Raw genomic sequence first — 26,004 nt, 5'->3', positions numbered from 1 at the left:
GGAATGGCGGCCTATCTGATACGCAGACTGTTACTGGTGATCCCCACGCTGTGGGCGATCATCACCATCAACTTTTTTATCGTGCAAATTGCGCCCGGCGGCCCGGTCGATCAGGCCATCGCCGCCATTGAGCTGGGGCACGGCAGCGGTTTTGGCAGCGGCGGCGCAGGTGAAGGCCTGGGTCATGCCCGGGCGGGCATCGCGGCTGGCGACGGCCAATACCGCGGTTCGCGCGGCCTGGATCCGGAGGTGATCGCCGAGATCACCCAACGTTACGGCTTCGACAAACCGCTGCACGAACGCTACTTCACCATGCTGTGGAACTATATGCGCTTCGACTTCGGCGACAGCCTGTTTCGCGGCGCTTCGGTGATGCAGCTGATCGGCCAGAGCCTGCCGGTCTCCATCACGCTGGGCCTTTGGAGCACGCTGATCATTTACCTGGTGTCGATCCCGCTCGGCATCCGCAAGGCCGTCCACAACGGCAGCGCCTTCGATACCTGGAGCAGCACGCTGATCATCATCGGCTACGCCATTCCGGCTTTCCTGTTCGCCATCCTGATGATCGTGCTGTTCGCCGGCGGCAGCTACCTCGACTGGTTCCCGCTGCGCGGCCTGGTGTCCAGCAACTTCGACACCCTCTCGTGGCCAGCAAAGATCGCCGACTACCTGTGGCACATCACCCTGCCGGTGCTGGCGACGGTGATCGGCGGCTTCGCCACCCTGACCATGCTGACCAAGAACTCGTTCCTCGACGAGATCCGCAAGCAGTACGTCACCACCGCCCGCGCCAAAGGGCTGGATGAGAAAAAAATCCTGTACCGCCACGTGTTCCGCAACGCCATGCTGCTGGTGATCGCCGGTTTTCCGGCCACCTTTATCAGCATGTTCTTCACCGGCTCGCTGCTGATTGAGGTGATGTTCTCGCTCAACGGCCTGGGGCTGCTGGGCTACGACGCCACGCTGCAGCGCGACTACCCGGTGATGTTCGGCACGCTGTATATCTTCACCCTGATCGGCCTGCTGTTGAATATCCTCAGCGATATCACCTACACCCTGGTCGATCCGCGCATTGACTTCGAGGCCCGCCAATGAGCCGCCTTAGCCCGATCAACCAGGCGCGCTGGGCGCGTTTTCGCCGCAACCGCCGCGGCTACTGGTCGCTGTGGATCTTCTTGGTGCTGTTCACCCTGAGCCTGGCCGCCGATCTGATCGCCAATGACAAACCGCTGTTGGTGCGTTATGAAGGCCGGTTGTACCTGCCGTTTATGATTAACTACAGCGAAACCGCCTTCGGCGGCGAGCTGAACACCGAAGCCGACTATCAGGATCCGTTCGTACAGCGGCAGATCGAACGGCACGGCTGGGCGGTTTGGGCACCGATCCGCTTCAGCTACGACACCATCAACTTCGCCACCGAGGTGCCCTTCCCCTCGCCGCCTTCGCGCCACAACCTGCTGGGCACCGACAGCAACGGCGGCGACGTGCTCGCTCGTGTTCTGTACGGTTTTCGCATCTCGATGCTGTTCGGCCTGGCGTTGACGCTGTTTTCCAGCCTGATCGGCGTGTGCGTCGGCGCGACCCAGGGGTATTACGGCGGGCGTTTCGATCTGTGGGGGCAACGCTTTATCGAAGTGTGGTCGGGCATGCCGACGCTGTTTCTGATCATTCTGCTGTCGAGCATCGTCCAGCCCAATTTCTGGTGGCTGCTCGGTATCACCATCCTGTTCGGCTGGATGAGCCTGGTGGGGGTGGTGCGCGCCGAATTCCTGCGCACGCGCAATTTTGACTACATCCGCGCCGCGCGCGCCATGGGCGTACCGGATCGGGTGATCATGTCCCGCCATATGCTGCCCAACGCCATGGTGGCGACGCTGACCTTCCTGCCGTTTATCCTGTGCGGCTCGATCACCACCCTGACGTCGCTCGATTTCCTCGGTTTCGGTCTGCCGATAGGCTCGCCGTCGCTCGGCGAATTGCTGCTGCAGGGCAAAAACAATCTGCAGGCACCGTGGCTCGGCATCACCGCCTTCCTGGTCTTGGCGGTGCTGCTGTCGTTATTAATCTTTATCGGCGAAGCGGTGCGCGACGCCTTTGACCCCAGCAAGGCGCATTAATATGGCCACTCCTTTGCTCGCTATTCAGGATCTCAGCATCGCCTTTCGCCAGGGCGACACCGTCACGCCGGTGGTCAACGAACTCTCGCTGCAAATCGCGCCGGCGGAAACGCTGGCGCTGGTGGGGGAATCCGGCTCCGGCAAAAGCGTCACCGCCCTGTCGATACTGCGCCTGCTGCCCGCGCCGCCGGTGGTTTACCCTGCCGGTGATATCCTGTTCAACGGCGACTCGTTGCTGCATGCGCCGGAAGCGGCGCTGCGCAAGGTGCGCGGCAATCAGATCGCGATGATCTTTCAGGAACCGATGGTGTCGCTTAACCCGCTGCACACCATCGAAAAACAGCTCGCGGAAGTGCTGATGCTGCACCGCGGCCTGCGGCGCGAAGCCGCGCGCGCAGAGATCGTCGAATGCCTGGAGCGCGTCGGCATCCGTCAGGCCAAAAGCCGGCTGCAGGATTACCCGCATCAGCTGTCCGGCGGTGAACGCCAGCGGGTGATGATCGCCATGGCGGTGCTGACTCGCCCGAAACTGCTGATCGCCGACGAGCCCACCACCGCGCTCGACGTCACTATCCAGGCGCAGATCCTGACGCTGCTGCAAGAGCTGAAGCAGGAGATGGGCATGGGGCTGTTGTTCATCACCCATAACCTGAATATCGTGCGCCGCCTGGCGGACAACGTAGCGGTGATGCGTCAGGGGCGCTGCGTGGAGCAAAACGGCCGTGCGCAGCTGTTCAGCCGGCCGCAGCATCCTTACACGCAGCAGCTGCTGGCCGCCGAGGACGTCGGTGAACCGCTGCCGCTGCCTGCCGCAGCCAACGGGCGCCCCGGCGATGAGCGGCCGCTGCTCAAGGTGGAAGATCTGCAGGTACGCTTCCCCATCCGCCGCGGCCTGCTGCGCCGCACGGTGGATTATCACTATGCATTGAAATCATTGAGTTTCGAGCTGCGCGCCGGGGAAAGCGTGGGGCTGGTGGGAGAATCCGGCTCGGGTAAAAGCACCACCGGGCTGGCGCTGCTGCGCCTGTTGGCCTCGCAGGGCGCCATCTGGTTCGACGGCGAACCGCTGCACCCGCTCACGATGAAGCAGATGCTGCCCTACCGCAGCCGGATGCAAATCGTCTTCCAGGATCCCTACTCCGCCCTGAACCCGCGCCTGAACGTGCAGCAAATCATCGCCGAAGGGCTGGAAGTGCACCAGCGGCTTAGCGCAGAGCAGCGGGAACAGCGCGTGATCGAGGTGTTGCAGGAAGTCGGCCTAGATCCGCAGCTGCGCCATCGCTATCCCACCGAGTTTTCCGGCGGGCAGCGCCAGCGTATTGCCATCGCGCGCGCGCTGATCCTGCAGCCACAGCTGCTGATCCTCGACGAGCCGACCTCTTCGCTGGATAAATCGGTGCAGGCGCAGATCCTGACGCTGCTGAAATCGCTGCAGCAACGCCACCGACTGGCTTATCTGTTCATCAGTCATGACCTGCAGGTGGTGCGTTCGCTATGCCACCATGTCATCGTGTTGCGCCAGGGAGAAGTGGTTGAACAGGGAGACTGCCGGGCGATTTTCGCGGCGCCCGCCGCCGACTATACCCGTCAACTGCTGCAGTTGGCGGATTAGCGGCGAATTCTAGAAGGGGTATTGCGCGCTGAGCGGTTCGGCGATCGCGGCGCCGACGTTTTTCAGGCGGCACATGGTGGCGCTCTCGTCGCTGCGCTGCACGAACAGGCAAGGCTCCCCTTCCCATTCGACGATCGCGCAGTCGACCTGAATCTCCTGCAGCGACAGATTGAGCTGTTGCATTACCTGCCAGGCCTCGGCCCCTTCATGGCTGAGTAACTTCAGCCCTATCAGGTTGTTATCTTCGTCTATTCCGTTAAACGGAATCGGTTCTACCTTCACGCCGGTGAAACCGGATAGCCAACGATAACTTTGCGGCAAGCGATGCACTACCGAAAGTTGGATATTCTCCACATGAAATCCCTAGATTGAAAAGGTGAAACACTTTTACCTGACAGGGTTACTAAGTTATAGCCGCTGACTCCCGACTCTGCCGCGCACAAATGTTATTTAAATGTAAATTTTGCCGCTAGCCATTAACCAGACCCCGTGCTTGCCGATGCCGTGCCATTTTTTGGCGCGCCGTGCGGTGTTATTTCACGGCATTTTGCGACTCAGCTCGCATTTTTGCGTTATATGTAACCCTTTCCCGCAGCGATCTCAACTCTTTTTTCTTGCAATGCGACTACTTTTCCGTCGCCATATTTTTACAATGAAGAAACATTTGCCCCACCACGTTAGCGCAGCCTCTCCTGCTAATGCCTTGATTTACATCAATCCTAATACAAACCACTCGCCACGCTCAGCCGGCAGAACGCCGCGCCTCCCGGGGAATATGGGGTGGTGCGGCGGCGGAATTTTTTAACAAAAAACACACAGAGGGGAAAATGGCCAATTGATTAGCTTGCGTATATTTAGCAACAAAATTTCAATTGCCAGTTGCACCCTGAAATGGCAAGGCGCAACCCTATGACGATTCGGGGCGACACGCCCCGCATTGGGAGAACGTCAGGCCGCGCGATCGCGTGGCCGGCTGGCGTAAAGATAAAACAGCACCGCCACGATGCTGCACAGCGCCATTGAGGTAACCATGGGCCACGCGCTTTTACCCGGCGCCATCGACAGGACCGCCCCCACCAGCGCGCCGATGCTGAAGCGCAACGTGCCGGCCAGCGAAGACGCAGTGCCCGCCATATGCGGGAAATCATCCAGGATCACCGCCATGGCGTTGGAGGAGATCATCGCGATGCACCCCAGATAGACCGCAACGCCGATCACCAGCGCCCAGAAGCCCAGGCCGACGGCGCTCACCGCCACCAGCCACAGCCCCATCGCCAACTGTACCAACAGCCCCAGCTTGAACATCTTGACCGCGCCGAACCGCCGCACGTTGCGGCTGTTGATCAGCGTCGTCAGGAACAGGAAGACGATGTTCAGCGCAAAATAGTAGCCGAAATGCTGCGGCGAAACGTGGTTCAGTTCGATGTAGACGAACGGCCCGGCGCTGAGGAAAGAAAACATGCCCGCAAACGAGAAGGCGCTGGCCAACATGTAGCTCAGCACCCGCTTATGGCGGAACAGCGAACCGAAGTTGCCCAGCGTGGTGCGCAGGTGGAACCGTTGTCGGCGCTCTTTCGGCAGCGTCTCCTTGATGAACAGGGCCACCAGCAGTGAACCGATCAACGCCGCGGCGCCCATGGTCCAAAAGATGGCGTGCCAGCTGAACCACAGCAGCAGCGCGCCGCCGATCATCGGCGCCAGCAGCGGCGCGATGGTCATCACCAGAATGACGAATGACATCATGCGCGAGAACTCATCCTTGGTGAACATATCGCGCATCAGGGCGTTGATCACCACGCTGGCGGCAGCGGCGGCCAGGCCGTGCAGGAAACGCAGCCCGATCAGCTGATCGATCGATTGCGCCATGGCGCAGGCGCAGCCGGCGATGGCGAAGATCAGCGTTCCCCACAGGATCACCGGCTTGCGGCCGAGGCTGTCCGACATCGGCCCATAGAACAGCTGCCCGAAGGCAAAGCCGAGCATATAGGCGCTGAGGGTCATCTGCACGCTGCCGGACTCGACGCCAAACTGGGCGGCGATCACCGGCATACTGGGCAAGTACATGTCGATGGCCAACGGCATCAACATGGACAGCAGGCCCAGAATGAAAATCAAACCGAGATGAGAGGTTCGGTTCTGTTGCACGTTTCACGACTCCTTAATCGGCCGCAATCAATGATAGGTTTCAGTCCTGCAGGTGCGGCGCGCCCACGCTGGCGATCTCTTCTTCGGTCAGCGGGCGGTATTCGCCCGGCGCCAGATCGTCATCCAGCACGATGGCGCCAATACGCTCACGGTGCAACTCGATCACCCGGTTGCCGACGGCAGCGAACATCCGCTTCACCTGGTGGTAACGCCCTTCGCTGAGGGTCAGGCGCACTACGCGCTCGTCAACCTGCTCCAGCGTCGCCGGGCGCGTCAGGTCTTTCTCGTTGTGCAGTTGCACCCCTTCGGCGAAACGCTGCGCGGTGTCTTCCGCCAGCGGATGCTCCAACGTTACCAGATAGGTTTTTTCGCAGTGGTGGCGCGGCGACGTGACGCGGTGCGACCACTGGCCGTCGTCGGTCATCAACACCAGCCCGGTGGTGTCGATATCCAGCCGTCCGGCGGCGTGCAGCTTGTACGCGACCGGTTCATCGAGAAAATACAGCACCGTCGGATGATCGGGATCGTCGGTGGAGCAGACGTAGCCCTGCGGTTTGTTGAGCATGAAATAGCGCGGGCCGTTCTGCTGCTGCAGCGGATTGCCGTCGAACGCCACTTCTTGCTCCGGGGTCAGTTTGATCGCCCCGCTCTTCACCACCTCACCGTCCACGGTGACGCGTTTTGCCCGAAGTTCGCGCGCCACCAGCGCACGGCTGATACCTAACTGCTGAGATAAAAACTTGTCCAATCGCATGGGATCTGCTTTGCCTGTCGTTGTTATGATCGCATTGATCGTATTGCCAAAATATGACGCCCGCCGTTGCACCGGGTGCAATTGGCAGGTTCAGGGGGGAAATCGCGTGGGGGAACAGCGATTGCTGTCACACGAGTATAGCGGCACAACGCGTTGCCCGACAGAGGTAATTTTCACGCTCCTCGCACCGCGCGCGCGCAGAAGGCATAATAATAGAAATTTTTCGGCTGTCCGGGGAGTAGAATGTCACGGTTTCTGTGGAAACAGCGGTGACAAAGCCGCTTCCCGACGGCCCATCCCAACCCACGGCGTTCATTTATGGCCTTTACCCTACGCCCCTACCAACTGGAAGCGGTCGAAGCCACCATCAATCATTTTCGTCGGCATCCCGAACCGGCGCTGATCGTGCTGCCGACCGGCGCCGGCAAAAGCCTGGTGATCGCCGAGCTGGCGAAGCGCGCCCGCGGGCGGGTGCTAGTGTTGGCGCACGTCAAGGAACTGGTGGCACAAAACCACGCCAAATACTGCGCCTACGGCCTGGAGGCGGACATCTTCGCCGCCGGTCTGCAGCAGAAAGAGAGCGCCGGCAAGGTGGTGTTCGGCAGCGTGCAGTCGGTGGCGCGCAACCTGCCGCTGTTCGACGGCGCCTTTTCGCTGCTGATCGTCGATGAATGCCACCGCATCAGCGACGACGACGACAGCCAGTACCAGCAAATCATCCAGCATTTGCAGAAAACCAACCCGCAGCTGCGGCTGCTGGGGCTGACCGCCACGCCCTATCGCCTGGGCAAGGGCTGGATTTACCAGTATCACTACCACGGCTTCACCCGCGGCGACGGCGCCAGCCTGTTTCGCGACTGCATCTACGAGCTGCCGCTGCGCTATATGATTAAGAACGGCTTCCTGGTACCGCCTGAGCGGCTGGACATGCCGATCGTGCAGTACGATTTCAGCCGGCTGGAGGCCAGAAGCAACGGCCTGTTCAGCGAAGCAGATCTGAACCGCGAGCTGAAGCGGCAACACCGCGTCACGCCACACATCATCAGCCAGATTGTGGAGTACGCCGAAGACCGCAAAGGGGTGATGATCTTCGCCGCTACCGTCGAGCACGCCCGCGAGATCCACGGCCTGCTGCCGAACGGCGAGGCCGCGCTGGTCAGCGCCGAAACGCCACCCGCCGAGCGCGATGCGCTGATCGAGGCGTTCAAACAGCAGCGGCTGCGCTATCTGGTCAACGTGGCGGTGTTGACCACCGGCTTCGACGCGCCACACGTCGATCTGATCGCTATCCTGCGCCCGACCGAGTCCGTCAGCTTGTATCAGCAGATCGTCGGCCGCGGGCTGCGGCTGGCGCCCGGCAAGGAGGATTGCCTGATCCTCGACTACGCCGGCAACCCGCACGATCTGTTCACGCCGGAGGTCGGCGTCAGCAAGCCGCACGGCGACAGCCAACCGGTGCAGGTGTTCTGCCCGGCCTGCGGCTTCGCCAACCTGTTCTGGGGCAAGTGCACCGAAAACGGCGACATTATCGAGCACTACGGCCGCCGCTGTCAGGGCTGGTTGGAGGACGACGACGGCCACCGCGAGCAGTGCGATTACCGCTTCCGGTTCAAGAGCTGCCCGCACTGCGGCGCGGAGAACGACATCGCCGCGCGCCGCTGCCATCAGTGCCAGGAAGTGCTGGTCGATCCCGACGACATGCTGAAGGCGGCACTGAAGCTGAAAGACGCGCTGGTGCTGCGCTGCGGCGGCATGGAACTGCAGAGCGGCCGCGACGACAAGGGCGAATGGCTGAAGGCCACCTATTACGACGAGGACGGCACCAGCACCAGCGAGCGCTTCCGCCTGCAGACGCCGGCGCAGCGCAAAGCGTTTGAGATGCTGTTCCTGCGCCCGCATCAGCGCGCGCCGGGCGTGCCGTTCGCCTGGCACACCGCCGCCGACGTGCTGGCGCAACAGCAGGCGCTGCGCCATCCGGATTTCGTGGTGGCGCGCAAACGCGGGCAGTTTTGGCAGGTGCGCGAGAAAGTGTTCGATTATCAAGGCCGTTTCCGCCGCGCCAATCAATTGGCCTGAGCGAACTGTCCCCAACCTGGGCAGGTTTTCGTTGCCCTGCTGGCGGCTTTCCGTTAAAATGCCGCGCGCTTTACCTGGGCCTGCCCAGCGTTAAAGCGGGTTTCCGAACTTGCTACTTGGGTCGCCTGTAGCAGGGTAAATTTTCTTTTAAGAGAAAAAACAATGTTCACTATCAATGTAGAAGTACGTAAAGACCAGGGTAAAGGTGCGAGCCGCCGCCTGCGTGCAGCAAACAAATTCCCAGCTATCGTTTACGGTGGCAAAGAAGCTGCAGTTTCCATCGAATTGGACCATGATTCTGTTAAGAACATGGAAGCTAAACCAGAATTCTACAGCGAAGCAGTAACTCTGGTTATCGACGGTAAAGAAACCAAAGTTAAGGTTCAGGCTGTACAGCGTCACCCGTTCAAGCCAAAACTGGCTCACATCGACTTCGTTCGCGTTTAATCGCTACGTTTTCGAACCTTTCGGGACGCCGAAATAAAGAACGCCGCAATTGCGGCGTTTTTTATTGTCTGCGATTCGGCAAGCTTACTTGCCGCTGCCGGTCCGGCGCTGCAGCTGATCGCGCAGGTTCGGCGGCGTGCCTTTGATGGTCAGCGTGTCGGTGGCCGCATCCCAGAAAATGCGCTCGCCAAGCAGCATGGCGTCGAAGTTCAGGCTGATGCCGCCGCCGCTGCCGGCAAATTTGGTCAGCTGGCGCAGCGTGCCGCGATCCGCCGGGAAGCTCTCTTCCAGCTCATACCCTTGCTCGCTGGAGAACTGCATGAAGTCTTTCTCGCCGACCGGCGACAGCTCCTGCGACAGCGCCTGCAGTTCAATCTCTTCGCCCGCCTGCAGCTGTTCATTGCAATAGCTGTACACCTGCTGGCGCACCGACTGGCGCTCGTTCTTGTCCAGCTGCGCATCGGCGCAATAGTCGTCTACCGCCTGCAGCAGCCCGCGGTTTTGCGCCTTGGTGTCCAACCCTTCGGACGCCGCCAGGAAGTCCATGAAGAAGTCGGCGACCTTGCGGCCCACGCGCCCGCGCAGGAAGGTCAGGTAGCGGGTCGATTCCGGGTTGGTTTCCCACTCGGTCAGATCGATGCGCGCAACGATATCGGCGTTGTTGATGTCCAGATAGTGCGTGGTGTTGATATCCAGCTCTTCGTTGACGCGCATGCTGTTACGGCTGTTCAACACCGCGATCAGCAGGTACTCCACCGCCAGATAGCGGTATTGGCCGAACAGTACCACGCCGCCTTCGGCGAACGGATACTTCGCCAGTTCGTCGCGCAGGCGGCCGGTCGCCGCGCGGCTGAAGGCCAGAAAGTCTTTATCGTCCTTGCGGCAGGTGCGCAGCGCTTCCGCCAATTCGCTGCCTTCGTTGAACAGGCCTAAGGCCTTGCTCTTGGCGCTGTAGACGCGATGCAGTTCCGCCATCATTTCTTCCACCGCCGCGTTGGCGGGAAGCAAGGAATCGCGCAGCACCACGTCCAGCGTTTGCTCGTCGCGTTTCACCAACTGATGCAGAGCGATCTGGTCGATATCCAGACTCATGGTAAATCCTCCTGTTCTTTAGGCGCGTATTCAAACACTGAAGGCCCCGCCCTGCAATACTAAAAAACCGCGGCAAACCGGAAAGGCGCAGCGAGGGGCCGCCCCGGCACGGGCGAACGATTTCCCGAATGACAGGAAGTGATAAAAGAGCGGAAAATCACTGTCCTATACGGTAAGATAGAGCACTTTGCAGATTACTAAGCGCAATTTTATGCCACAATCATCCCGTTACAGTGACGAACACGTTGAACAACTGCTCTCAGAGCTGGTCAATGTTCTGGAAAAACACCATACCCCCACCGATCTTTCCCTGATGGTGCTGGGCAACATGGTCACTAATTTGATCAACACCAGCGTTGCCCCCGCGCAGCGGAAAACCCTGGCGAGATCGTTCGCGGAAGCCCTGCAGGCTTCTGTCCGTGAAGATAAAGCGCATTAATATTGACTTATGGTGACAAACCGTCAGCGTTATCGTGAAAAAGTCTCCCAGATGATCAGCTGGGGGCACTGGTTCGCCTTATTCAACATTCTGCTCGCCCTTGGGCTGGGCAGCCGCTACCTGTTTGTCACCGACTGGCCCGCTTCCCTGCTGGGCCGCGTCTATGCCCTGGTCAGCCTGCTGGGGCATTTCAGCTTTATCGTGTTCGCCGGCTATTTGCTGGTGATCTTCCCGCTCACCTTCGTGGTGATGTCGCAGCGGCTGCTGCGATTTATTTCCGCCGCGCTGGCCACCGCCGGGCTCACGCTGTTGCTGGTCGACAGCGAAGTGTTCTCCCATTTCCACCTGCACCTCAATCCGGTGGTGTGGGATCTGGTGGTCAACCCGGACCAAAGCGAGCTTTCACGCGACTGGCAGCTGATGTTTATCTGCGTGCCGGTGCTCTTCCTGGTGGAGATGCTGTTCGGCACCTGGAGCTGGCAAAAGCTGCGCAGCCTGAATCGCCGCCGTTTCGGCAAGCCGCTGGCGGCGCTGTTTATCAGCGCCTTTTTCGCTTCGCACCTGATTTATATCTGGGCCGACGCCAACTTCTATCGCCCGATCACCATGCAGCGAGCCAACCTGCCGCTCTCGTACCCGATGACCGCGCGCAAGTTCCTCGAAAAACACGGCCTGCTCGACCAACAAGAGTATGAGCGCCGCCTGGTGCAACAGGGCAATCCGGAAGCGGTGGCGGTGGAATATCCGCTCAGCGATCTCAGCTACGGCGATAAAGGCAGCGGCTATAACCTGCTGATGATCGTGGTAGACGGCATTCGCGCCAAAGACGTGGCGCAAGACATGCCGGCGCTGACGCGCTTCGCCCAGGAAAACGTGCGTTTCAGCGATCACTACAGTTCAGGCAACCATGCCGATACCGGGCTGTTCGGCCTGTTCTACGGCATTTCCCCGACCTATCTGGACAGCGTGCTCGCCGGGCGCAAGCCGTCGGCGCTGATCAATGCGCTCAGCGATCAGGGCTACCAGCTGGGGCTATTCTCCTCCGACGGCTTCAACGCCAGCCTGTACCGTCAGGCCCTGTTGACCGACTTCTCGCTGCCGACGCCGGCGCCGCAAAGCGACGCGCAAACCACGCAGCAATGGCAGCGCTGGCTGACGGATCAGGGCGATAAAGAGCCGTGGTTCTCCTATATCAACTTCAGCGGCGCCGAGCCGGCCGAAGGTGCCAAAACCCCGGCGCCGGCCGACTTTATCCAGCGCTATCGTACCGGCGCGCAAGACGTGGACGCCCAGATAGCCCAGGTGCTGGACACCCTGAAACAGCGCGGCCTATTGGATAAAACCGTGGTGGTGATCACCGCCGAGCACGGCGTCGAATTCAACGACAGCGGCAAAGACCAATGGGGGGCCGGCACCGCCTTCAATCAGGCGCAGTTGCAGGTACCTTTGGTGATCCACTGGCCGGGCACCCCGGCACAGACCATCAGTAAGCTGACCGGCCATAACGACGTGATGCGCACCCTGATGCAACGGTTGCTGCACGTGAAGACCGCGCCGAAAGATTATTCGCAGGGCGAAGATCTGTTCACCGCCCAGCGCCGCAACAACTGGATCGCCACCGGCGATGGCAACCAGCTGGTGATCACCACGCCGACACAAACGCTGATGCTGGACAACAGCGGCAACTATCGCGTCTACGATCAGAACGGCGAAGAGATAAAAGACGAGAAACCGCAACTTGCTCTGCTGTTGCAGGTGCTGACCGATGTAAAACGTTTTATCGCCAACTAACTGCTTAAAACTAAAGCAATCAAGTGGCGAGGCGCTTGCATTAACATCGGGAATCGGTAGTATGAATTTTCATAGCGTCGGCATGTAGCGCAGCCTGGTAGCGCACCGTCATGGGGTGTCGGGGGTCGGAGGTTCGAATCCTCTCATGCCGACCAAATTTAAGAAAACCTGCTGTTACAGCAGGTTTTTTTTCGTCTGCACGCTGAGAGGATGAGAATCTCCGAAGGAGGTTTGAGCCGAGCGCAGTGAGACCACGTTGCTTTAGCAACGGCCCGCAGGGCAAGCATCGAAGATGCGCATAATCCTCTCATGCCGACCAAGTTCAAGAAAACCTGCTGTTACAGCAGGTTTTTTTTCGTCTGCCGTTTACGCGGAAAGTTTGACGATCGCCGCCGGAATGCCCTGACGCACTGCCGCACCGGTCACCCAATCCAGCCAGGTGTTCGGCACTTCGCGCGTCGGATCGGCAAAGCCCAAATCGTTAAGGTTGATGCCGGCGGCGATACGCTCATCCATCGCCAGCGGTTCGCCGTCCAGGTAGTGCTGGCTGGCCCCCATCTCCCGGTGGCCGTAACCGTGTTCCACCGCGATCACACCGGGCATCACCCCCGCCAGCAAACTGATCTGCGCCTCCCGGCTGCCGCCCGGCGTACTGATGCTCACCCAGTCACCGTGTTGAATGCCGAAACGCACCCCATCCGCCGGGTTCAGGGCCACCAGGTTCACCGGCTTCACGTCGTGCAGGCGCCGGATCACCACGGTGGAGCTGCTCATCACATTGGATTTGAAGGACATCAGCCGCAGCGGCCACTGCCGCTCAGGGTAGAGCTCTTCCACCGCGCGGCCGTCCGACAAACGTGCCGGGTAGCAGGTGGGGCAGCCGCTGAAACGCTCGCCGGTGATCGCATGGCGGTGCTTCGCCACTTCCGCATTCCAGATCTGCAGCGGCTTCTCCCAACGGTTGCCCACGCTGCCATCGCGGCGGCCGCTGTCATGATCGGCGAAGCGGCCGCCGCGGCTGTAGATAAACGCCACGCGATCGATTTCATCGGCGCGCAGCGTCTGCGCAAGCTGCGGCAACAAACGATCGACGCCGCACAGCGCCAGCTCTTCCGCCCTCGCGGCCGGCACCGGCGCCTTGCCGGCAAACGCCACGTTGGCGGCAGCGCGCAGATAGTAATCCTCAGCACGGTTGAGCGGCAGCAGCCCGCCCTGGCCGTCGCCGATAGCGCGATCGCCGAACCCTGGCAGCGCCAGGCGTTTGGCGACGGCGATGCAAAACGCCTCCATGGAAATCGGCTGCCCTTGCGCCGTTTTCGCGGTCGCCGGCGTCACTACCGGCCAGCGCGCGGTGGTGGCCTTGCTGGCGACGCCGCCCCAGGGGGCGCTGAATCCCCAACTCTCAAAGTTATGGGTATCCGGGATGATATAGTCGGCCAACGCCGTCGTTTCGTTGATAAACGCATCGATGGCGATAAACAGCGGCAAACGCGCCGGATCTTTCAATCGTTCCTCCGCCACGCCGCGCAACCCGGCGATACCGTACAGGGGGTTGGTCATGTTCGAGATCCAGGCTTTGATCCCGTACGGATACCCCGCCAGCGCCGATGTCAGCAGCTCGGTCAACTGCCCGGCAACGAACGGATACCAGGGTGCCCTGGCCGGCCAAGGTGAAACACCCGCCGCCACTTTTTCGCGGTATTCGTCGGAGGTTTCATAGGCGGCCTTGCTGCGCGCGATATTCAGCCCCTTCGGTTTTACCAGGCCGGGAAACTCGACCAGGTTATAGCGCGGCCCCTCGGCAAAGCCGTTGAATTTGCCGCCACCGACAAACACCCCGCCCGCCAGGCTCAGATTACCGATCAACACATTGAGCATCATCACCGACCACGTATTGTAAAACCCGTTTGCCGCCATCATCCCGCCATGGGCGATCACCGCCGCCTTGCGCCCATGGGCGGTAAAGGCCTCGGCCAACGCCGCGATGCGCGCCACCGGCACGCCGCATTCCCGGCTGTACGCCTCCGGCGACAGTTTGTCGGCGGCCTCTTTCAGGCACTGGAAGCCGCTCTTCACCGCCACCTGCGCGCCGTCGTGCAGCGTCACCGTACGGGTTACCCACAGCTCGGCACGGTCGCACGCCTCGGCCGGCACCAGTTCCCCCGCGCCGTTGACCACCAGCGGCGACGCCGACTCGGCGCCGTTCAGATGAGCGAGCGTCAGATGCTGCCCCGCCAGCGGGTGCTCGCTCTCGGCGATCACCAGATGCGTGGCGTTGGTCCAGCTCTTCTCGCCGGCGCGTTGCATGGCGGCCTCCGACGGGATGGCGAGATAGTCGGCCTGATAACGCCGGTTGTCGAGGATCCAACGGATCATCGCCATCGCCAGCGCCGAGTCGGTGCCCGGCAATATCGGGATCCAATGGCCATGATCGTCCGCCAGCGTGGTGGTGAGCGGCAGCGCCGGCGCCACTACCGCGTAGCGGAACTCGCCACGCAATCTGGCGCTGGCCAGCTGCCGGGCCTGGCGCTTGAACGGGTTGCCGGACTGCGCCGGCGAGGTGCCCATAAACAGCGCGAATTCGACCTGTTCCCAGTCCGGTTTCACATGCGGGTTCTTGTCCAGATCGTTCATCAATGCGCCGGAACCGGCACGGTAGGCCAACCCACAGTAAGCGCCGTGCGCGCCGAAGTTTTTGCTGCCGAAACTGTTCTGGGCGAAGCGCCGCAGGAAGCTGTCGCGCCCGTCGTCACCGGCGTTGGTCACCAGCAGCTGGTTGGCTCTCGGCCCCAACCCCGGCCGCCGGGCGTCGATCGGCGCTTCCAGATCGCGGATCGCCCGCAGGCCGTCCACATGCCCCTCGCCGAACAGATCGCCGCCCTCCACCACTTCAGCGATCAGCTGTTCGAAGCTGATGCGTTGCCACTTGCCCTCGCCGCGCTTGCCGACGCGCTTCATCGGCTCCAGCACGCGCAGCGGGCTGTAAAGCCCCTCCAGCAGCGTGGCGCCGCGCGCGCAGGCGGTGGAACGGGCGTCAAGACCGCTTTCTCCGCCCAGCTGCGCCAACGCGTCCTGCAGCGGCAAGGCCGAGTCGACGTGCCGTTCCTGAGACAGCGGATGATAAGGGTTGCCGGCAATACGCAATACCCGATCGGTCTGCCTGTCCACCCGTACCCGCACGCCACACTGCGTCCAACAGCCGAAACACTGGGTCATCGAGATGGCCTGCTGCGGATTGCCTTGCCATTCCGGCATTGCCCGCCCTTCGGGCGGCAGGGAGTTGCCGTTGATGCGATCCAACGTCACCCGCCCTGAGGTGCCGTGAATCAAACCATCGATCGCCCTTTTCGCGACCTCGCGATAACTCAGGCCGAAAGCGGACAATCCGCCGAAGGCCAGGCCCACTTTCAACCACTGACGCCGGGTGAGTTTAGCCATGTTGTTTTCTCCGCAGTAAAAACGCCTGTGCTTCACGCACCATGATCATTAACGCCAGCCACAGCCCGAAGGTGCCGACGATCGCCAGCAAACCATCGGTACCAAGCGGCAGGTTATAGGGGGAATAAGACGCGTTGTATTTCGGGATAGCTTGCACCTCGATCAACAGCGTCCAGCGCATCAGCCAGCTCAGCCCCAGCGCGCCGGCCACCAGCAGCAGCGTGCTGCCGCGCGGCAAACGTCGATAGGCGGCCCAGGCGGCACACGCCAGCGCCAGTGCCCACAGCGCGATCCACCCGGCGGCATACTGACGTGCCGTCACCTGCGTCTGCAGCCAGTGGCGTACCGCCGCGCCGGATAGCGTATCGCCGCACACCCACAGCAGGATCGCCCCGCCGAGCAGCAACAGCGTCAGCAGCATCCCGCGCGCCAGCGGCGCTTGCAGTCCGGGCCGTTTGCGCATCGCCAACAGCAGCAGGGCCAAGAGCGCCTGCAGCGCGCTGAGGAACATCACGATCGGAAATCCGTAGCTGAACCAGATGGGACGGGCGCGCACAACGGAAACCTCACGCCCGGTGTACAACAGCAGGCCGATAGCTACCAGCGCACAAGCGGGCGCTATCCCACGCAGCAGCGCCACCCGCCTGCCCGTCAGCCGCGTAAATTCGATCGCGATAAACCACAGGCCGATCAACAAGGTAAACAGCGGCAAGAACAGCGCCCCCCACGGCATCCACGACCAGGGCGTCGGATAAGCGTAGAAATGCCAGAAACGGGCGGTTTGATGCAGGTCGGCGGTTAACGCCAGCGGCGCGGTGATGGCGCACGTCAGTCCAATAAACAGCGCCGTGCGCTCCAGATGTGCGGCGCTATCCCCACCACGCCAGCGCCACACGCAGGCTAGCAGCGCGGCGCAGGCGGCGATGCCGATAAAGAAGAAATATTGCACGGCCCACGGCAGCCAGCTCACCGCCTGCGGTTGGCTCAGCACTTCTGCGATCATCAGTTGGCGGCTCATCGTCCCTCCCCCCATAAGGCGACCTGCGCCCGGCCCGGCAGCGGCGTGACGAAGGCGTCATCCAACCCCAGATAAAAGACGTGGGGCGCTGTTTGGTTCTCCGGCTTGAGGACTTTGATCTCGCCCTCATGGCGCCGCAGCAGCTTGCTCAGAGTGCTGTGCGGATCGCGCATATCGCCGATGATCCGCGCCCCACCCACGCACGACTCCACGCACGCCGGCAGCAATCCCGCTTCCAGCCGGTGCACGCAGAAGGTGCATTTGTCCGCCGTTTGGGTGGCGTGATTGATAAAACGGGCATCGTACGGACAGGCCTGCACGCAATAGGCGCACCCCACGCAGCGTTTGTTGTCGACCACCACGATCCCGTCCTCGCGCTGGAAGGTGGCCTGCACCGGGCATACCGGCACGCAGGGCGGGTTGTCGCAGTGGTTGCACAGCCTGGGCAGCAGCACGTTGGTCGCCACCTCTTCGCCTTCGAGGCTGACCTGATACTGGTTTACCGTGGTGCGAAATTCACCGTGCGGCGTCTGGTTTTCAATGGCGCAGCTCACGGTACAGGCCTGGCACCCGACGCAGCGCCGCAGGTCGATTAGCATCGCGTAGCGGCGGCGAATATCCCCCTCGCGCCGCATCGGTGCCCACGTCAGCCCGGCTTCCGCCATGGGGATCAGCGAAGCCCCCGCCGTCAACACGCCCAGCCGCTGCAAAAACTGCCGTTTACCGAAATCCATGCGCCTTTCCCCCGCCCTGGGCATCACCCCGATCACGCTATTGATGCCCGTTAGATGAATAAACAATGTCGATGATTTACAGTGTAAAAATGGCATTGGGCTCAGCTCTATTGTGGTTAACCACATACCGAACCTAACGTTGATCTAAAACAAGTGACGGCAGGCAGATCGCCCACCAGGAGGGGCCGTGAAGGTCGTGTTATTACTGCTGTTCGCCTTCGGTTGGGGGGCAGCGGCACAAGCGGGAGAGTGGTCGGTCGGCGTGCTGGCGATGCGCGGCGATGCGGCGACCGCGCGAGACTGGCAGCCGCTGATCGACAAGCTCAACGGCAGCGTCAGCGGTGAACGCTTTCGCCTGCAGCCGCTCGATCTGGCGCAAATGCGCGAGGCGGTCAATCAGGGCAGCGTACAGTTCGTGGTCACTAATCCGGCGCAGTTTGTGCAGCTGAACAGCCACTACCACCTGCGCTGGCTGGCGTCGTTGCGCGCCGCCAACGGCGATCGGGAAACGGGCAACATCATCGGCAGCGTGATTCTGGTGCGGCGCGACAGCGGCATCACGACGCCGCAGGCGCTGACGGGCAAAGCAGTGGGCGCCATCGATCCGCAGGCCTTCGGCGGCTATCTGACCGGTTATAAGGCGCTCGGCGACGCCGGCATACGGCCCGAGCGCGATTTTCACCTGCGCTTTACCGGTTTCCCTGCCGACGCCCTGCTCTATCTGTTGCGCGAACGCGCCATTCAGGCCGCCATCGTCCCCGTCTGCCTGCTGGAGAAAATGGATAAGGAAGGCCTGATCAATCCGGCGGATTTTCGCCCGCTGTTGCAACAGGCCACGTCGGTTCCCTGTGTTACCAGCACGCCGCTTTACCCCAACTGGTCGTTCGCCGCCCTGCCCGGCCTGGATAACTCACTGGTGGATGCGGTGGCAAGAGCCTTGCTGACCGCGCCGCCGCAGTCGCCCTTCCTGTGGGGCGCACCGGCATCGACCAGCGAGGTGGAAGCGCTGCTGCGCGCCGTCAATCAGCACCCGGAACAGCGGCGGCTGTGGCTGGATATCAAGAGCTGGCTGATCCAGCATCAGACCGCCGTCGGCCTGTCGCTGGCGGTGCTGGCGCTGATGATCGTCAACCATATCTGGATCGCGCTGCTGGTACGCCGGCGCGGGCGACAGCTGCTCCATGCCGGAGAGCAACTGCGGCGGCAGGAGCAGGCGCTGGAGAATGCCAGGCAGCTGAACGTGCTGGGGGAGATGGCCTCCGGCTTCGCACACGAACTCAATCAACCACTGGCGGCTATTCGCCACTATGCGCAGGGATGCCTGATCCAACTGCGCAAAACGGACGCCGAGCATCCGCTGCTGGGGCCGCTGGAAAATATCGACCGACAGGCGCAGCGCGGTGGCGAGACGATTCATAACCTGCGCCAATGGGCACAGCCCACCGCAGAGGCGACAGACCAATCGAGCTGGCGATCCGCTGCGGTAAGCGAAACCGCCGAGCAGGTGTGGGCGCTGCTGCGCCTGACGCAGCGCTATCCCGACCTGAAACTGTTCAACAACGTGGCGCCTTCGCTGACGATAACCCTGCCGCCAGCGCTGCTGGAACAGCTGCTGGCGAACCTGCTGCTGAATGCGGCACAGGCCGGGGCCAACGTCGTCTGGCTTTCCGCCGCCCAGAGCGAACGGACGATCGAGTTGCATCTGCAGGACAACGCGGGCGGCATGACAACGGCCGGGCTGGAACAGGCTTTTCGCCCCTTCAACACCACCAAAGCCGGCGGCATGGGGTTGGGATTAGCTATTTGCCGACGCCTGGCCCGCTATGGCGGCGGCGAAATCCACCTGGCTAACCGCCCCGCCCCCGACAGCCGCAATGGGCTGTGCGTAACGCTGCGTTTCATATTGAACGATGAGGAAAACCATGTCGCTAATTCATCTGGTGGATGATGACGTCGCCGTCACAGACGCCTGCCATTTTTTGCTGACCAGCCTCGGCCACGACGTGCAGTGCTGGAATGACAGCACCGACTTTTTGGCGCAGGCCGACCTGTTTCAGATCGGGATCGTCTTGCTGGACATGCGGATGCCGAAGTTCGATGGCCACCAGGTTTACGGGGAGTTGCGCCAGCGCGGCAGCACGCTGGCGGTGGTGTTCTTGTCCGGCCATGGTGACGTGCCGATGGCGGTGGAGCAGATGAAGTACGGCGCAGTGGACTTCCTGCAAAAACCGATCGCCGCGGAGCCGCTGATTGCCGCCCTTGAACGGGCGAAGAACATCTCCGCCGAGGCCTGGCAGCGCCATGAAACCCTCGGCCGCTACCGCACGCTCACGCCGAAAGAACGCGAGATCGCACATCTGGTGGTGCGGGGTATGATGAATCGGGAAATGGCGGAGCAGCTGAATATCGCGCTGCGCACCGTGGAGGTTCACCGGGCGAAAGTCATGGAAAAAATGCAGGCCGCCAGCCTCGCCGAATTAGTGATTCAGCTGCAGGCTTGGTCGCGCACAGCGCAAGAATGAACGCCTCATGCAAAATTGCTTTCCCACTCTTGCCAACCGGCCTTCCTCAGGCCAGAATACTGTACATTAAATCAGTATTTACAGGTGCGTCATGTTTGTAGAATTAGTGTACGACAAGCGCAACGTCGCTGGGCTACCCAACGCCGCCGAGATTATTCGCAACGAGCTGGAAAAACGCGTGCATGCGCTGTTTCCTGAAGCCGAAGTGCGCGTAAAACCGATGCAGGCCAACGGCCTGAACTCCGACGCCAGCAAAAGCGATCGTGAGAAGCTGAACCGAATGTTGGAAGAGATGTTCGAAGAAGCGGATCAGTGGCTGGTCACGGATATTTGCTAAGCAGCCTCAACGTAGCCCCCGAAGAGTAGCCAAGCCTGAACCTAGCATCAGTAGGCTGTTTTATACGAACAAGACAGCATACTTATCTATCGACTACAGTATCTTGCTCTCCTTCTGAGAAATGAAGACTTTCAAAAATCACGGGGCTTACGGCTGGGTACGCAGTCCTCATATATATATGCCACTCGCCGACTATCGCTCGCATAAGTGAATAGTTTCAAGGTTCATGGCAGCGAAAAATTCCAGACTCTATGCGTCTTACATTCAGAATTTGCCAACTAACCCCATAGCACATCCCATGCTATACTATCTAAAACCTCACCAACCCATTGTAATAATTAATGAAAATTTATTTAGAGGTTTTTCCTTATGCAACCTGCTAAAAAGTGGTCACAGGAACTTGAAGGATTGCGTGGTTTGGCATCTCTTTGGGTTGTTTTGGGTCATATCTGCATTTTAACCTGCTTCCATCTCCCTATTCTTTCTGTCCCTGCTATCGGCGTAGATCTATTCATCCTGCTTTCTGGCTACTTAATGGCCAAAAATTATGTTGAGCGTAAGGAACAGGAACCCTGGACCGACGTGTCGACTTTCAAAAAATTTTGGACTCGGCGGTTCTTTCGCATCGCGCCTCTTTACTACGTCTTATTGGCTGCGGCAATTGTATTTGGTAGCTACTTCGGTGAGGCCAGAGACATCATTGGCCACTTCTACAGCGAAACGCAAACCAACAGCTCACGCTATAGCGATCATTCATTCTTGAATGTATTTACGCACGTCACCTTTATGTTTGGCTTTCTGCCTGATTACTCCTTCAATACGGTGCTCCCCGACTGGAGCATCGGTTTGGAAATGCAGTTCTATTTACTTTTTCCATTCATCATGTTGACAGTCTTGAAACTGGGATTTGCCCGTGCATACCTCGCGGTTGTCTTGCTGTGCGGACTCACCAAATTTTTAGTACCGGACTACTTTGCTGCATTCCCCATGCCCTCCATGATCCTCATAAAGCTGAACTTATTTATTGGGGGCATGCTGATGGCTGAATCAATCCGAAGTAAGAGTGTTCGCTATGTCGTTTTTGCTTTATTAACCGTACTGGGTAGCGCGTATCTGCCAAACGAATTGAATAAATACCATTTGCTCGCTCAAATAGGTCTTATCTTAATGATGGTCACGATGCTTTGGGCCAGGAGTAAAGAGAGTAAGTGGTCACGCGTGCTGCGCTTGCCTCGCTGGTGCCTGACAAACCGTTTCAGCGTATTTCTGGGAGATGTCTCATACTCAGTCTATTTGCTCCACCTATTGATAGTCCTACCGGTCGTTGCCTATTTGCTCTCAAACACATCATTTGCTGAACTTTCGTCAGTGATGCGGTTCATTGTTGCATCAGGAATCATTCTCCCGCTCACCTATGGTATCGCAACGTTGCTGTACCACTTTGTTGAGAAACCAGGTATCAAACTCGGCAAAATGCTTATTAGCCGCAACCAAGCGAAAGCTGTCGCGCTACGGTAATTGCCTATCGACACTCAATCTGATGGCTGCTTATCGGTTAGCTTCAGCGCCACCTGAGAAACTCCTTCTCGTGGCGCTTCCAGTAAAAAAAATCCATAGCAAAAAGCCCCAGCATCGCTGCTGGGGCTTTTATCATGGTGCCGGCTACCGGAATCGAACTGGTGACCTACTGATTACAAGTCAGTTGCTCTACCTACTGAGCTAAGCCGGCTGAATTTGGCGGAAGGACAGAGATTCGAACTCTGGGAGCTGTTACACTCGACGGTTTTCAAGACCGTTGCCTTAAACCACTCGGCCATCCTTCCAATGGGCGCTGATATTAGCGATACCGTTATGAAATGTCTATCGTTTTCATGCAAAAAAATGGCACAACCGGTGCGGTTGTCTAAACTTCAGGCCTTAAACGCTTAAAAAATGAAAAGCCCCGCGCAAGCGAGGCTTTTTGGGTCGGCCGAAACGCGATTATTTCGGCTGAGAATCGTAGTCTGAACAGGTTTGGTAGCCCTTGTTCATGACATGGCCCGTGTCGTTGTAACTGACAAAGTATGTTTGCACTTTGCCGTCGCGCGGCGCCACCGCATAGGTGTCGCAAGTGCCCTGCGCATGAACCAGCGTGGCGGACGTCGACGGCGGACCGGCGATAGCCCGCACCTGCTGCTTGGTCATCCCTACTTTGACATCGCTGACCACCGGCTCATTGACATAACTGGTTGCGCGGTCATAGGCGGTGCAGCCGGCAAGAATGGAAAATACCGCCGCAGTGCCGACGGCCAAAACCAACTTCTTCGTCATAGCTTGTCCTCTTGGAGTGCGTTTGTTGTCCCCTAAGTCTAGAAGTGGAAAGGCTTTTCTACAAATTCCCCTTTGTCGATCGGTGCGCTTTTTCTCACGAGCGGCCATTACGGGCGCGACGTCAGATTCAAAAACCGAAATCGCTCAGGGCCGGGACATCGTCCGGCCGCCGGCCGAGCGGCCAGTGAAAACGCCGATCCTGTTCGCGGATCGGCATATCGTTGATACAAGCATGGCGGTTGATCATCAGCCCCTCCTGATTGAACTCCCAGTTTTCGTTGCCGAAGCTGCGATACCAGTTGCCGGAATCGTCGCGCCATTCATAGGCGAAGCGCACCGCGATGCGCGCGCCATCAAACGCCCACAGTTCCTTGATTAGCCGATACTCCAACTCTTTCGCCCATTTGCGTTGTAAAAAACCGACCACCGCTGCGCGGCCGTCGACAAACTCCGCGCGGTTACGCCAATGGGTATCGAGGGAATATACCTGCGATACGCGTTCGGGATCGCGGCTGTTCCAGGCATCCTCCGCCAGCCGCACCTTCTCGATGGCGGATTCGCGGGTAAAAGGCGGCAATGGGGGTTTAATGCTCATGTTCATCTCCTGAGTGAAGGCATGTAGACAACTCTGTCTACAACATTACGCTAGCGCATGTAGACAGAGTTGTCTACAATCACTCGGAAATAGCCCAGGAGAAAATGATGACCGCCGATCTCAACGCCTTGCCCGCCCGCCAGCGCATCCTGCTGACGGCGCACGATCTGTTTTATCAGGAGGGGATCCGCGCCACCGGCATCGATCGCATCATCAAGGAATCTGGCGTAACCAAGGTGACGTTTTACCGCCATTTTCCCAGCAAGAACGACTTGATTACGGCGTTTTTGGCCTATCGCCACCAGCAATGGCTAGCCTGGTTCAGCACATCGCTGGCCCGCCATGTGGCGCAGGCCGGCAGGTTGATGCCCGCGCTGGCGCCCTGCCTGGCGGAATGGTTCGACGATCCGCGCTTTCGCGGCTGCGCGTTTATCAATACGGCGGTGGAACTTGCCGACCTGCTGCCGGAAAGCCTGCACATCGCCAGCCAGCATAAGCGGCAGATGGCGGACGAGCTGGCACGTCACCTGCCCGCCGGCCCACAGCGGGAACAGCACGCAGCGATGTTGGCGATGCTGATCGACGGCGCCATCGTCAGAGTGCAGATAGAGCGGCAACCGCAGGCCGCGCTGCAGGTGCTGAATGCTACGTTGAACATGTTGGCGCAAGGCGGGTTCGATCAGTAATTGGCCCAAATGCCCGGCGTCACCAACTCCAGCAGATGAGCGTCGGGATCGCGAAAATAAATGCTCTCCCCGCCGTGTTCCCAGCGCATCCGCCCCTCTATCTCCACGCCGTTGGCCATCAGATGCCGTTCCCAATGCGGCAGTTGGTCTTTCGCTACCGCCAGCCCGATATGCGCCGGCCCCACGCCATCGTGCGCGGGAATAAACCCGGTCGGATAGTGCGCCCCGCGTAGCGAATCGCCCTCAATAAACAGCAACAATACGCTTCGATCGCCGACGTTATAGGCGCGAAACCGTTCGTTGGCCACCATCGCCGGCAGTTGCAGCACCTCTCGATAAAAGGCGTCCGCGCGTTCAATATCGCTGACGTATAGCACCGTTTCGATCACCTTGTCGATCTTGAGTTCCATATTACCTCCGCTCTGTTTGCTGTTCTGACAGCGTAGGCCGAGCGAGGGCTAGCCGAAGCGCTTCCCGTGCCGACAACGGATCAATCCGTGCTTTACAGGCAAAAAAAAACGCGGCCCGAAGGCCGCGCGATGACGTTCACACTGAGGTGCTTAGAACTGGTAAACCAGGCCCACGGCAACCACGTTGTCGGTGTTGATACCGGCAGCTTGGGTGAAGTCGTTGTTGTCCAGCAGGTTGATTTTGTAGTCAACATAGGTGGACATATTTTTGTTGAAGAAGTAGGTCGCGCCCAGGTCAACGAATTTGACCAGATCTTCATCGCCGTAGTCCTTACCGTTACCGGCGCGGCCCAGGTCTTTACCTTTGGTCTGGTTATAGCCCACGAATGGACGCAGACCGAAGTCGAACTGGTAGTGCGCATAGGCTTCGAAGCTCTGCGCCTTGTTGGCGTAACCGAAAGCATCGCTGGTAGAGCTACCGAAGCGCGCCGCGTTGTAGGACTGGGTGAACATCACGGCCAGGTAGGTGTCGTTGGCGTCATATTTCAGGCCACCGGAGTAACCTTCCGCCTTGTCGCCGCGGCCCATGATGTTCTGGTAGCCGCCACCGCCGTTCTGCTCGCTGGTACGACGAGAGTTGAAGAAGGCACCGGCGGCACTGATGCCGTAACCCATGTCATAGCTCATCGACATGCCGTAGCCTTCACCGTTTTGGCCCAGGACATCACGGCCGTTGTTGGTTTCTTCTGGGCTGCCGTTCTTACCCTGGTACTGCAGGGCGAAGTTCAGGCCGTCAACCAAACCGAAGAAGCCGTTGTTACGGTAGGTCGCCAGGCCGCTGGAGCGCTGGAACATGAACTGGTCAGCGCCATAGGTCGAGCCGTCGAACTCAGGCTGCAAGTCGGTGTAAGCCGCGACGTCGTACAGCACGCCGGTGTTACGACCATAGTCGAAGGAACCGTAGTCGCCGAATTTCAGACCGGCGAAGCCGTAACGGGTGAAGTTCTTGTTGTCCTGGTTTTCAGCGTGGTTCAGGTTAGCCTGATATTCCCACTGGCCGTAACCGGTCAGCTGATCGCTGATTTGCGTTTCGCCACGCAGGCCAAAACGCATATAAGACTGATCGCCGTCCGCGCCATCATTGCTGGAGAAATAGTGAAGACCGTCGACTTTACCGTACAAATCCAGTTTATTACCGTCTTTGTTGTAGATTTCCGCCGCGCCTGCTGTGCCTGCAACCAGCAGTGCGGGTACCATCAGAGAGAGTACTCGAAGTTTCATCGTTATTATCCTCGTTAATTATGTCGAGCTACGGCCACTGCCCTTTTCGAGCATTATTAGCACGACTGTGCATTACCATTCTGGTAACAAGGGTTATATTAATCCAGAAAGAAAATGATACCAAGTATCCGATAGTGTTTCATTGTAATTAATAAAGGTTTCAAAATGTAAATGCGCGCGAACTTTCACAAAACCTTACA

23 protein-coding genes, 3 tRNA genes and 1 other RNA gene are annotated in these 26,004 nt (G+C 59.5%); 14 read left to right on the top strand and 13 right to left on the bottom strand.

Annotated elements, in window-relative coordinates:
* The first annotated feature begins 3 nt into the window (after window positions 1–3).
* From ACJ8HT_RS01285 to yejF, 3 genes are read left to right on the top strand one after another with little or no spacing between them, the layout of a single operon-like run.
* Window positions 4–1,095: a microcin C ABC transporter permease YejB gene (locus ACJ8HT_RS01285; protein ID WP_060420179.1), complete on the top strand. Its 1,092-nt coding sequence runs from the start codon at window positions 4–6 to the stop codon at window positions 1,093–1,095.
* The gene (locus ACJ8HT_RS01280) at window positions 1,092–2,117 is read left to right on the top strand and encodes an ABC transporter permease (RefSeq protein WP_060420176.1); all 1,026 of its coding nucleotides are present in this window, start codon (window positions 1,092–1,094) and stop codon (window positions 2,115–2,117) included. Before ACJ8HT_RS01285 ends, ACJ8HT_RS01280 begins: the two co-directional genes overlap by 4 nt.
* Window position 2,118: 1 nt before the next feature.
* Complete coding sequence (gene yejF / locus ACJ8HT_RS01275) at window positions 2,119–3,729, top strand: microcin C ABC transporter ATP-binding protein YejF (protein ID WP_197652420.1); 1,611 nt, start codon at window positions 2,119–2,121, stop codon at window positions 3,727–3,729.
* Window positions 3,730–3,738: 9 nt separating this feature from the next.
* Here yejF and ACJ8HT_RS01270 read toward each other — a convergent pair whose 3' ends face one another.
* From ACJ8HT_RS01270 to rsuA, 3 genes are all read right to left on the bottom strand, one after another.
* On the bottom strand, window positions 3,739–4,083 hold the full coding sequence (locus tag ACJ8HT_RS01270) for a YejG family protein (protein WP_047730237.1): 345 nt from the start codon (window positions 4,081–4,083) through the stop codon (window positions 3,739–3,741).
* Between the two features lie 594 nt (window positions 4,084–4,677).
* Window positions 4,678–5,874 (bottom strand): Bcr/CflA family multidrug efflux MFS transporter, encoded by a 1,197-nt coding sequence (locus ACJ8HT_RS01265; protein ID WP_047730236.1) that lies wholly within the window; start codon window positions 5,872–5,874, stop codon window positions 4,678–4,680.
* Between the two features lie 40 nt (window positions 5,875–5,914).
* A complete protein-coding gene (rsuA, locus tag ACJ8HT_RS01260) occupies window positions 5,915–6,628 on the bottom strand; it encodes a 16S rRNA pseudouridine(516) synthase RsuA (protein WP_060420171.1) in 714 nt (237 codons plus the stop codon).
* A gap of 318 nt (window positions 6,629–6,946) precedes the next feature.
* Here rsuA and ACJ8HT_RS01255 point away from each other — a divergent pair, with 318 nt between their 5' ends.
* On the top strand, window positions 6,947–8,704 hold the full coding sequence (locus ACJ8HT_RS01255) for a DEAD/DEAH box helicase (protein ID WP_197652419.1): 1,758 nt from the start codon (window positions 6,947–6,949) through the stop codon (window positions 8,702–8,704).
* A gap of 162 nt (window positions 8,705–8,866) precedes the next feature.
* Window positions 8,867–9,151, top strand: coding sequence for a 50S ribosomal protein L25 (gene rplY / locus ACJ8HT_RS01250; RefSeq protein ID WP_019453645.1), 285 nt, complete (start codon window positions 8,867–8,869; stop codon window positions 9,149–9,151).
* 84 nt (window positions 9,152–9,235) lie between these two features.
* Here rplY and yejK read toward each other — a convergent pair whose 3' ends face one another.
* Complete coding sequence (gene yejK / locus ACJ8HT_RS01245) at window positions 9,236–10,243, bottom strand: nucleoid-associated protein YejK (RefSeq protein ID WP_060420164.1); 1,008 nt, start codon at window positions 10,241–10,243, stop codon at window positions 9,236–9,238.
* 211 nt (window positions 10,244–10,454) lie between these two features.
* Here yejK and ACJ8HT_RS01240 point away from each other — a divergent pair, with 211 nt between their 5' ends.
* The 4 genes from ACJ8HT_RS01240 (at window position 10,455) to ACJ8HT_RS01225 (ending at window position 12,792) form a co-directional block, all read left to right on the top strand.
* Window positions 10,455–10,682, top strand: coding sequence for a YejL family protein (locus ACJ8HT_RS01240; RefSeq protein WP_004935782.1), 228 nt, complete (start codon window positions 10,455–10,457; stop codon window positions 10,680–10,682).
* A gap of 9 nt (window positions 10,683–10,691) precedes the next feature.
* A complete protein-coding gene (yejM, locus tag ACJ8HT_RS01235; protein ID WP_194572931.1) occupies window positions 10,692–12,473 on the top strand; it encodes an LPS biosynthesis-modulating metalloenzyme YejM in 1,782 nt (593 codons plus the stop codon).
* Window positions 12,474–12,551: 78 nt separating this feature from the next.
* A tRNA-Pro gene (locus tag ACJ8HT_RS01230) sits at window positions 12,552–12,628 on the top strand.
* 34 nt (window positions 12,629–12,662) lie between these two features.
* Window positions 12,663–12,792, top strand: a non-coding RNA gene (locus ACJ8HT_RS01225) — RtT sRNA.
* Between the two features lie 47 nt (window positions 12,793–12,839).
* Here the strand turns inward: ACJ8HT_RS01225 and ttrA are convergent.
* The 3 genes from ttrA to ttrB are packed head-to-tail and all read right to left on the bottom strand — an operon-like array spanning window position 12,840 to window position 17,663.
* Window positions 12,840–15,911, bottom strand: coding sequence for a tetrathionate reductase subunit TtrA (gene ttrA / locus ACJ8HT_RS01220; RefSeq protein WP_197652418.1), 3,072 nt, complete (start codon window positions 15,909–15,911; stop codon window positions 12,840–12,842).
* A complete protein-coding gene (gene ttrC, locus ACJ8HT_RS01215; RefSeq protein ID WP_197652417.1) occupies window positions 15,904–16,929 on the bottom strand; it encodes a tetrathionate reductase subunit TtrC in 1,026 nt (341 codons plus the stop codon). The genes ttrA and ttrC overlap by 8 nt, the downstream gene beginning before the upstream one ends.
* Window positions 16,926–17,663, bottom strand: coding sequence for a tetrathionate reductase subunit TtrB (gene ttrB / locus ACJ8HT_RS01210; RefSeq protein ID WP_197652416.1), 738 nt, complete (start codon window positions 17,661–17,663; stop codon window positions 16,926–16,928). Before ttrB ends, ttrC begins: the two co-directional genes overlap by 4 nt.
* A gap of 196 nt (window positions 17,664–17,859) precedes the next feature.
* Here ttrB and ttrS point away from each other — a divergent pair, with 196 nt between their 5' ends.
* The 4 genes from ttrS to ACJ8HT_RS01190 all read left to right on the top strand — a co-directional run bounded on the left by ttrS (window position 17,860) and on the right by ACJ8HT_RS01190 (window position 22,040).
* The gene (ttrS, locus tag ACJ8HT_RS01205) at window positions 17,860–19,611 is read left to right on the top strand and encodes a tetrathionate respiration histidine kinase TtrS (protein WP_197652682.1); all 1,752 of its coding nucleotides are present in this window, start codon (window positions 17,860–17,862) and stop codon (window positions 19,609–19,611) included.
* Window positions 19,586–20,185 carry a tetrathionate respiration response regulator TtrR gene (ttrR, locus tag ACJ8HT_RS01200; protein ID WP_194572927.1) on the top strand — a complete coding sequence of 200 codons (600 nt, stop codon included), beginning with the start codon at window positions 19,586–19,588 and terminating at the stop codon, window positions 20,183–20,185. Before ttrS ends, ttrR begins: the two co-directional genes overlap by 26 nt.
* Window positions 20,186–20,276: 91 nt before the next feature.
* Window positions 20,277–20,522 (top strand): DinI family protein, encoded by a 246-nt coding sequence (locus ACJ8HT_RS01195; protein ID WP_038876344.1) that lies wholly within the window; start codon window positions 20,277–20,279, stop codon window positions 20,520–20,522.
* A 369-nt stretch (window positions 20,523–20,891) separates the two neighbouring features.
* A complete protein-coding gene (locus ACJ8HT_RS01190; RefSeq protein WP_197652415.1) occupies window positions 20,892–22,040 on the top strand; it encodes an acyltransferase family protein in 1,149 nt (382 codons plus the stop codon).
* 135 nt (window positions 22,041–22,175) lie between these two features.
* On the opposite strand, the gene ACJ8HT_RS01185 is transcribed toward ACJ8HT_RS01190, so the two are convergent.
* The 4 genes from ACJ8HT_RS01185 to ACJ8HT_RS01170 all read right to left on the bottom strand — a co-directional run bounded on the left by ACJ8HT_RS01185 (window position 22,176) and on the right by ACJ8HT_RS01170 (window position 23,427).
* A tRNA-Thr gene (locus ACJ8HT_RS01185) sits at window positions 22,176–22,251 on the bottom strand.
* Window positions 22,252–22,257: 6 nt separating this feature from the next.
* Window positions 22,258–22,345 (bottom strand) — tRNA-Ser (locus tag ACJ8HT_RS01180).
* 157 nt (window positions 22,346–22,502) lie between these two features.
* Window positions 22,503–22,832 carry an osmotically-inducible lipoprotein OsmE gene (gene osmE, locus ACJ8HT_RS01175; protein WP_123895499.1) on the bottom strand — a complete coding sequence of 110 codons (330 nt, stop codon included), beginning with the start codon at window positions 22,830–22,832 and terminating at the stop codon, window positions 22,503–22,505.
* Between the two features lie 127 nt (window positions 22,833–22,959).
* Window positions 22,960–23,427, bottom strand: a complete 468-nt coding sequence (locus ACJ8HT_RS01170) for a nuclear transport factor 2 family protein (RefSeq protein WP_025303631.1) — start codon at window positions 23,425–23,427, stop codon at window positions 22,960–22,962.
* Window positions 23,428–23,534: 107 nt separating this feature from the next.
* On the opposite strand from ACJ8HT_RS01170, the gene ACJ8HT_RS01165 reads away from it, so the two are divergent.
* Complete coding sequence (locus ACJ8HT_RS01165; RefSeq protein WP_197652681.1) at window positions 23,535–24,113, top strand: TetR/AcrR family transcriptional regulator; 579 nt, start codon at window positions 23,535–23,537, stop codon at window positions 24,111–24,113.
* Here ACJ8HT_RS01165 and ACJ8HT_RS01160 read toward each other — a convergent pair.
* Both ACJ8HT_RS01160 and ompC read right to left on the bottom strand, forming a co-directional pair.
* Window positions 24,107–24,523 carry a VOC family protein gene (locus ACJ8HT_RS01160; protein WP_047730203.1) on the bottom strand — a complete coding sequence of 139 codons (417 nt, stop codon included), beginning with the start codon at window positions 24,521–24,523 and terminating at the stop codon, window positions 24,107–24,109. The two genes, ACJ8HT_RS01165 and ACJ8HT_RS01160, sit on opposite strands and share 7 nt — an antisense overlap.
* Before the next feature lie 150 nt (window positions 24,524–24,673).
* Window positions 24,674–25,804, bottom strand: a complete 1,131-nt coding sequence (gene ompC, locus ACJ8HT_RS01155) for a porin OmpC (protein WP_049200197.1) — start codon at window positions 25,802–25,804, stop codon at window positions 24,674–24,676.
* Window positions 25,805–26,004: the final 200 nt, after the last annotated feature.

The organism is Serratia sp. CY44782 (assembly GCF_052168715.1).
Taxonomy (GTDB): Bacteria; Pseudomonadota; Gammaproteobacteria; order Enterobacterales; family Enterobacteriaceae; genus Serratia; species Serratia nevei.
The sequence above is the reverse complement of the archived record's forward strand: the minus strand, read 5'-3'. Positions and strand labels throughout refer to the sequence as shown.

Excerpts from the sequence above, each read along its gene's own strand:
- ACJ8HT_RS01285 (WP_060420179.1), top strand. The coding sequence starts at position 4 with ATGGCGGCCTATCTGATACGCAGACTGTTACTGGTGATCCCCACGCTG.
- ACJ8HT_RS01280 (WP_060420176.1), top strand. The coding sequence starts at position 1,092 with ATGAGCCGCCTTAGCCCGATCAACCAGGCGCGCTGGGCGCGTTTTCGC.
- yejF (WP_197652420.1), top strand. The coding sequence starts at position 2,119 with ATGGCCACTCCTTTGCTCGCTATTCAGGATCTCAGCATCGCCTTTCGC.
- rsuA (WP_060420171.1), bottom strand. The coding sequence starts at position 6,628 with ATGCGATTGGACAAGTTTTTATCTCAGCAGTTAGGTATCAGCCGTGCG.
- ACJ8HT_RS01255 (WP_197652419.1), top strand. The coding sequence starts at position 6,947 with ATGGCCTTTACCCTACGCCCCTACCAACTGGAAGCGGTCGAAGCCACC.
- rplY (WP_019453645.1), top strand. The coding sequence starts at position 8,867 with ATGTTCACTATCAATGTAGAAGTACGTAAAGACCAGGGTAAAGGTGCG.
- yejK (WP_060420164.1), bottom strand. The coding sequence starts at position 10,243 with ATGAGTCTGGATATCGACCAGATCGCTCTGCATCAGTTGGTGAAACGC.
- ACJ8HT_RS01240 (WP_004935782.1), top strand. The coding sequence starts at position 10,455 with ATGCCACAATCATCCCGTTACAGTGACGAACACGTTGAACAACTGCTC.
- yejM (WP_194572931.1), top strand. The coding sequence starts at position 10,692 with ATGGTGACAAACCGTCAGCGTTATCGTGAAAAAGTCTCCCAGATGATC.
- ttrA (WP_197652418.1), bottom strand. The coding sequence starts at position 15,911 with ATGGCTAAACTCACCCGGCGTCAGTGGTTGAAAGTGGGCCTGGCCTTC.
- ttrC (WP_197652417.1), bottom strand. The coding sequence starts at position 16,929 with ATGAGCCGCCAACTGATGATCGCAGAAGTGCTGAGCCAACCGCAGGCG.
- ttrB (WP_197652416.1), bottom strand. The coding sequence starts at position 17,663 with ATGGATTTCGGTAAACGGCAGTTTTTGCAGCGGCTGGGCGTGTTGACG.
- ttrR (WP_194572927.1), top strand. The coding sequence starts at position 19,586 with ATGTCGCTAATTCATCTGGTGGATGATGACGTCGCCGTCACAGACGCC.
- ACJ8HT_RS01195 (WP_038876344.1), top strand. The coding sequence starts at position 20,277 with ATGTTTGTAGAATTAGTGTACGACAAGCGCAACGTCGCTGGGCTACCC.
- ACJ8HT_RS01190 (WP_197652415.1), top strand. The coding sequence starts at position 20,892 with ATGCAACCTGCTAAAAAGTGGTCACAGGAACTTGAAGGATTGCGTGGT.
- osmE (WP_123895499.1), bottom strand. The coding sequence starts at position 22,832 with ATGACGAAGAAGTTGGTTTTGGCCGTCGGCACTGCGGCGGTATTTTCC.
- ACJ8HT_RS01170 (WP_025303631.1), bottom strand. The coding sequence starts at position 23,427 with ATGAGCATTAAACCCCCATTGCCGCCTTTTACCCGCGAATCCGCCATC.
- ACJ8HT_RS01165 (WP_197652681.1), top strand. The coding sequence starts at position 23,535 with ATGACCGCCGATCTCAACGCCTTGCCCGCCCGCCAGCGCATCCTGCTG.
- ACJ8HT_RS01160 (WP_047730203.1), bottom strand. The coding sequence starts at position 24,523 with ATGGAACTCAAGATCGACAAGGTGATCGAAACGGTGCTATACGTCAGC.
- ompC (WP_049200197.1), bottom strand. The coding sequence starts at position 25,804 with ATGAAACTTCGAGTACTCTCTCTGATGGTACCCGCACTGCTGGTTGCA.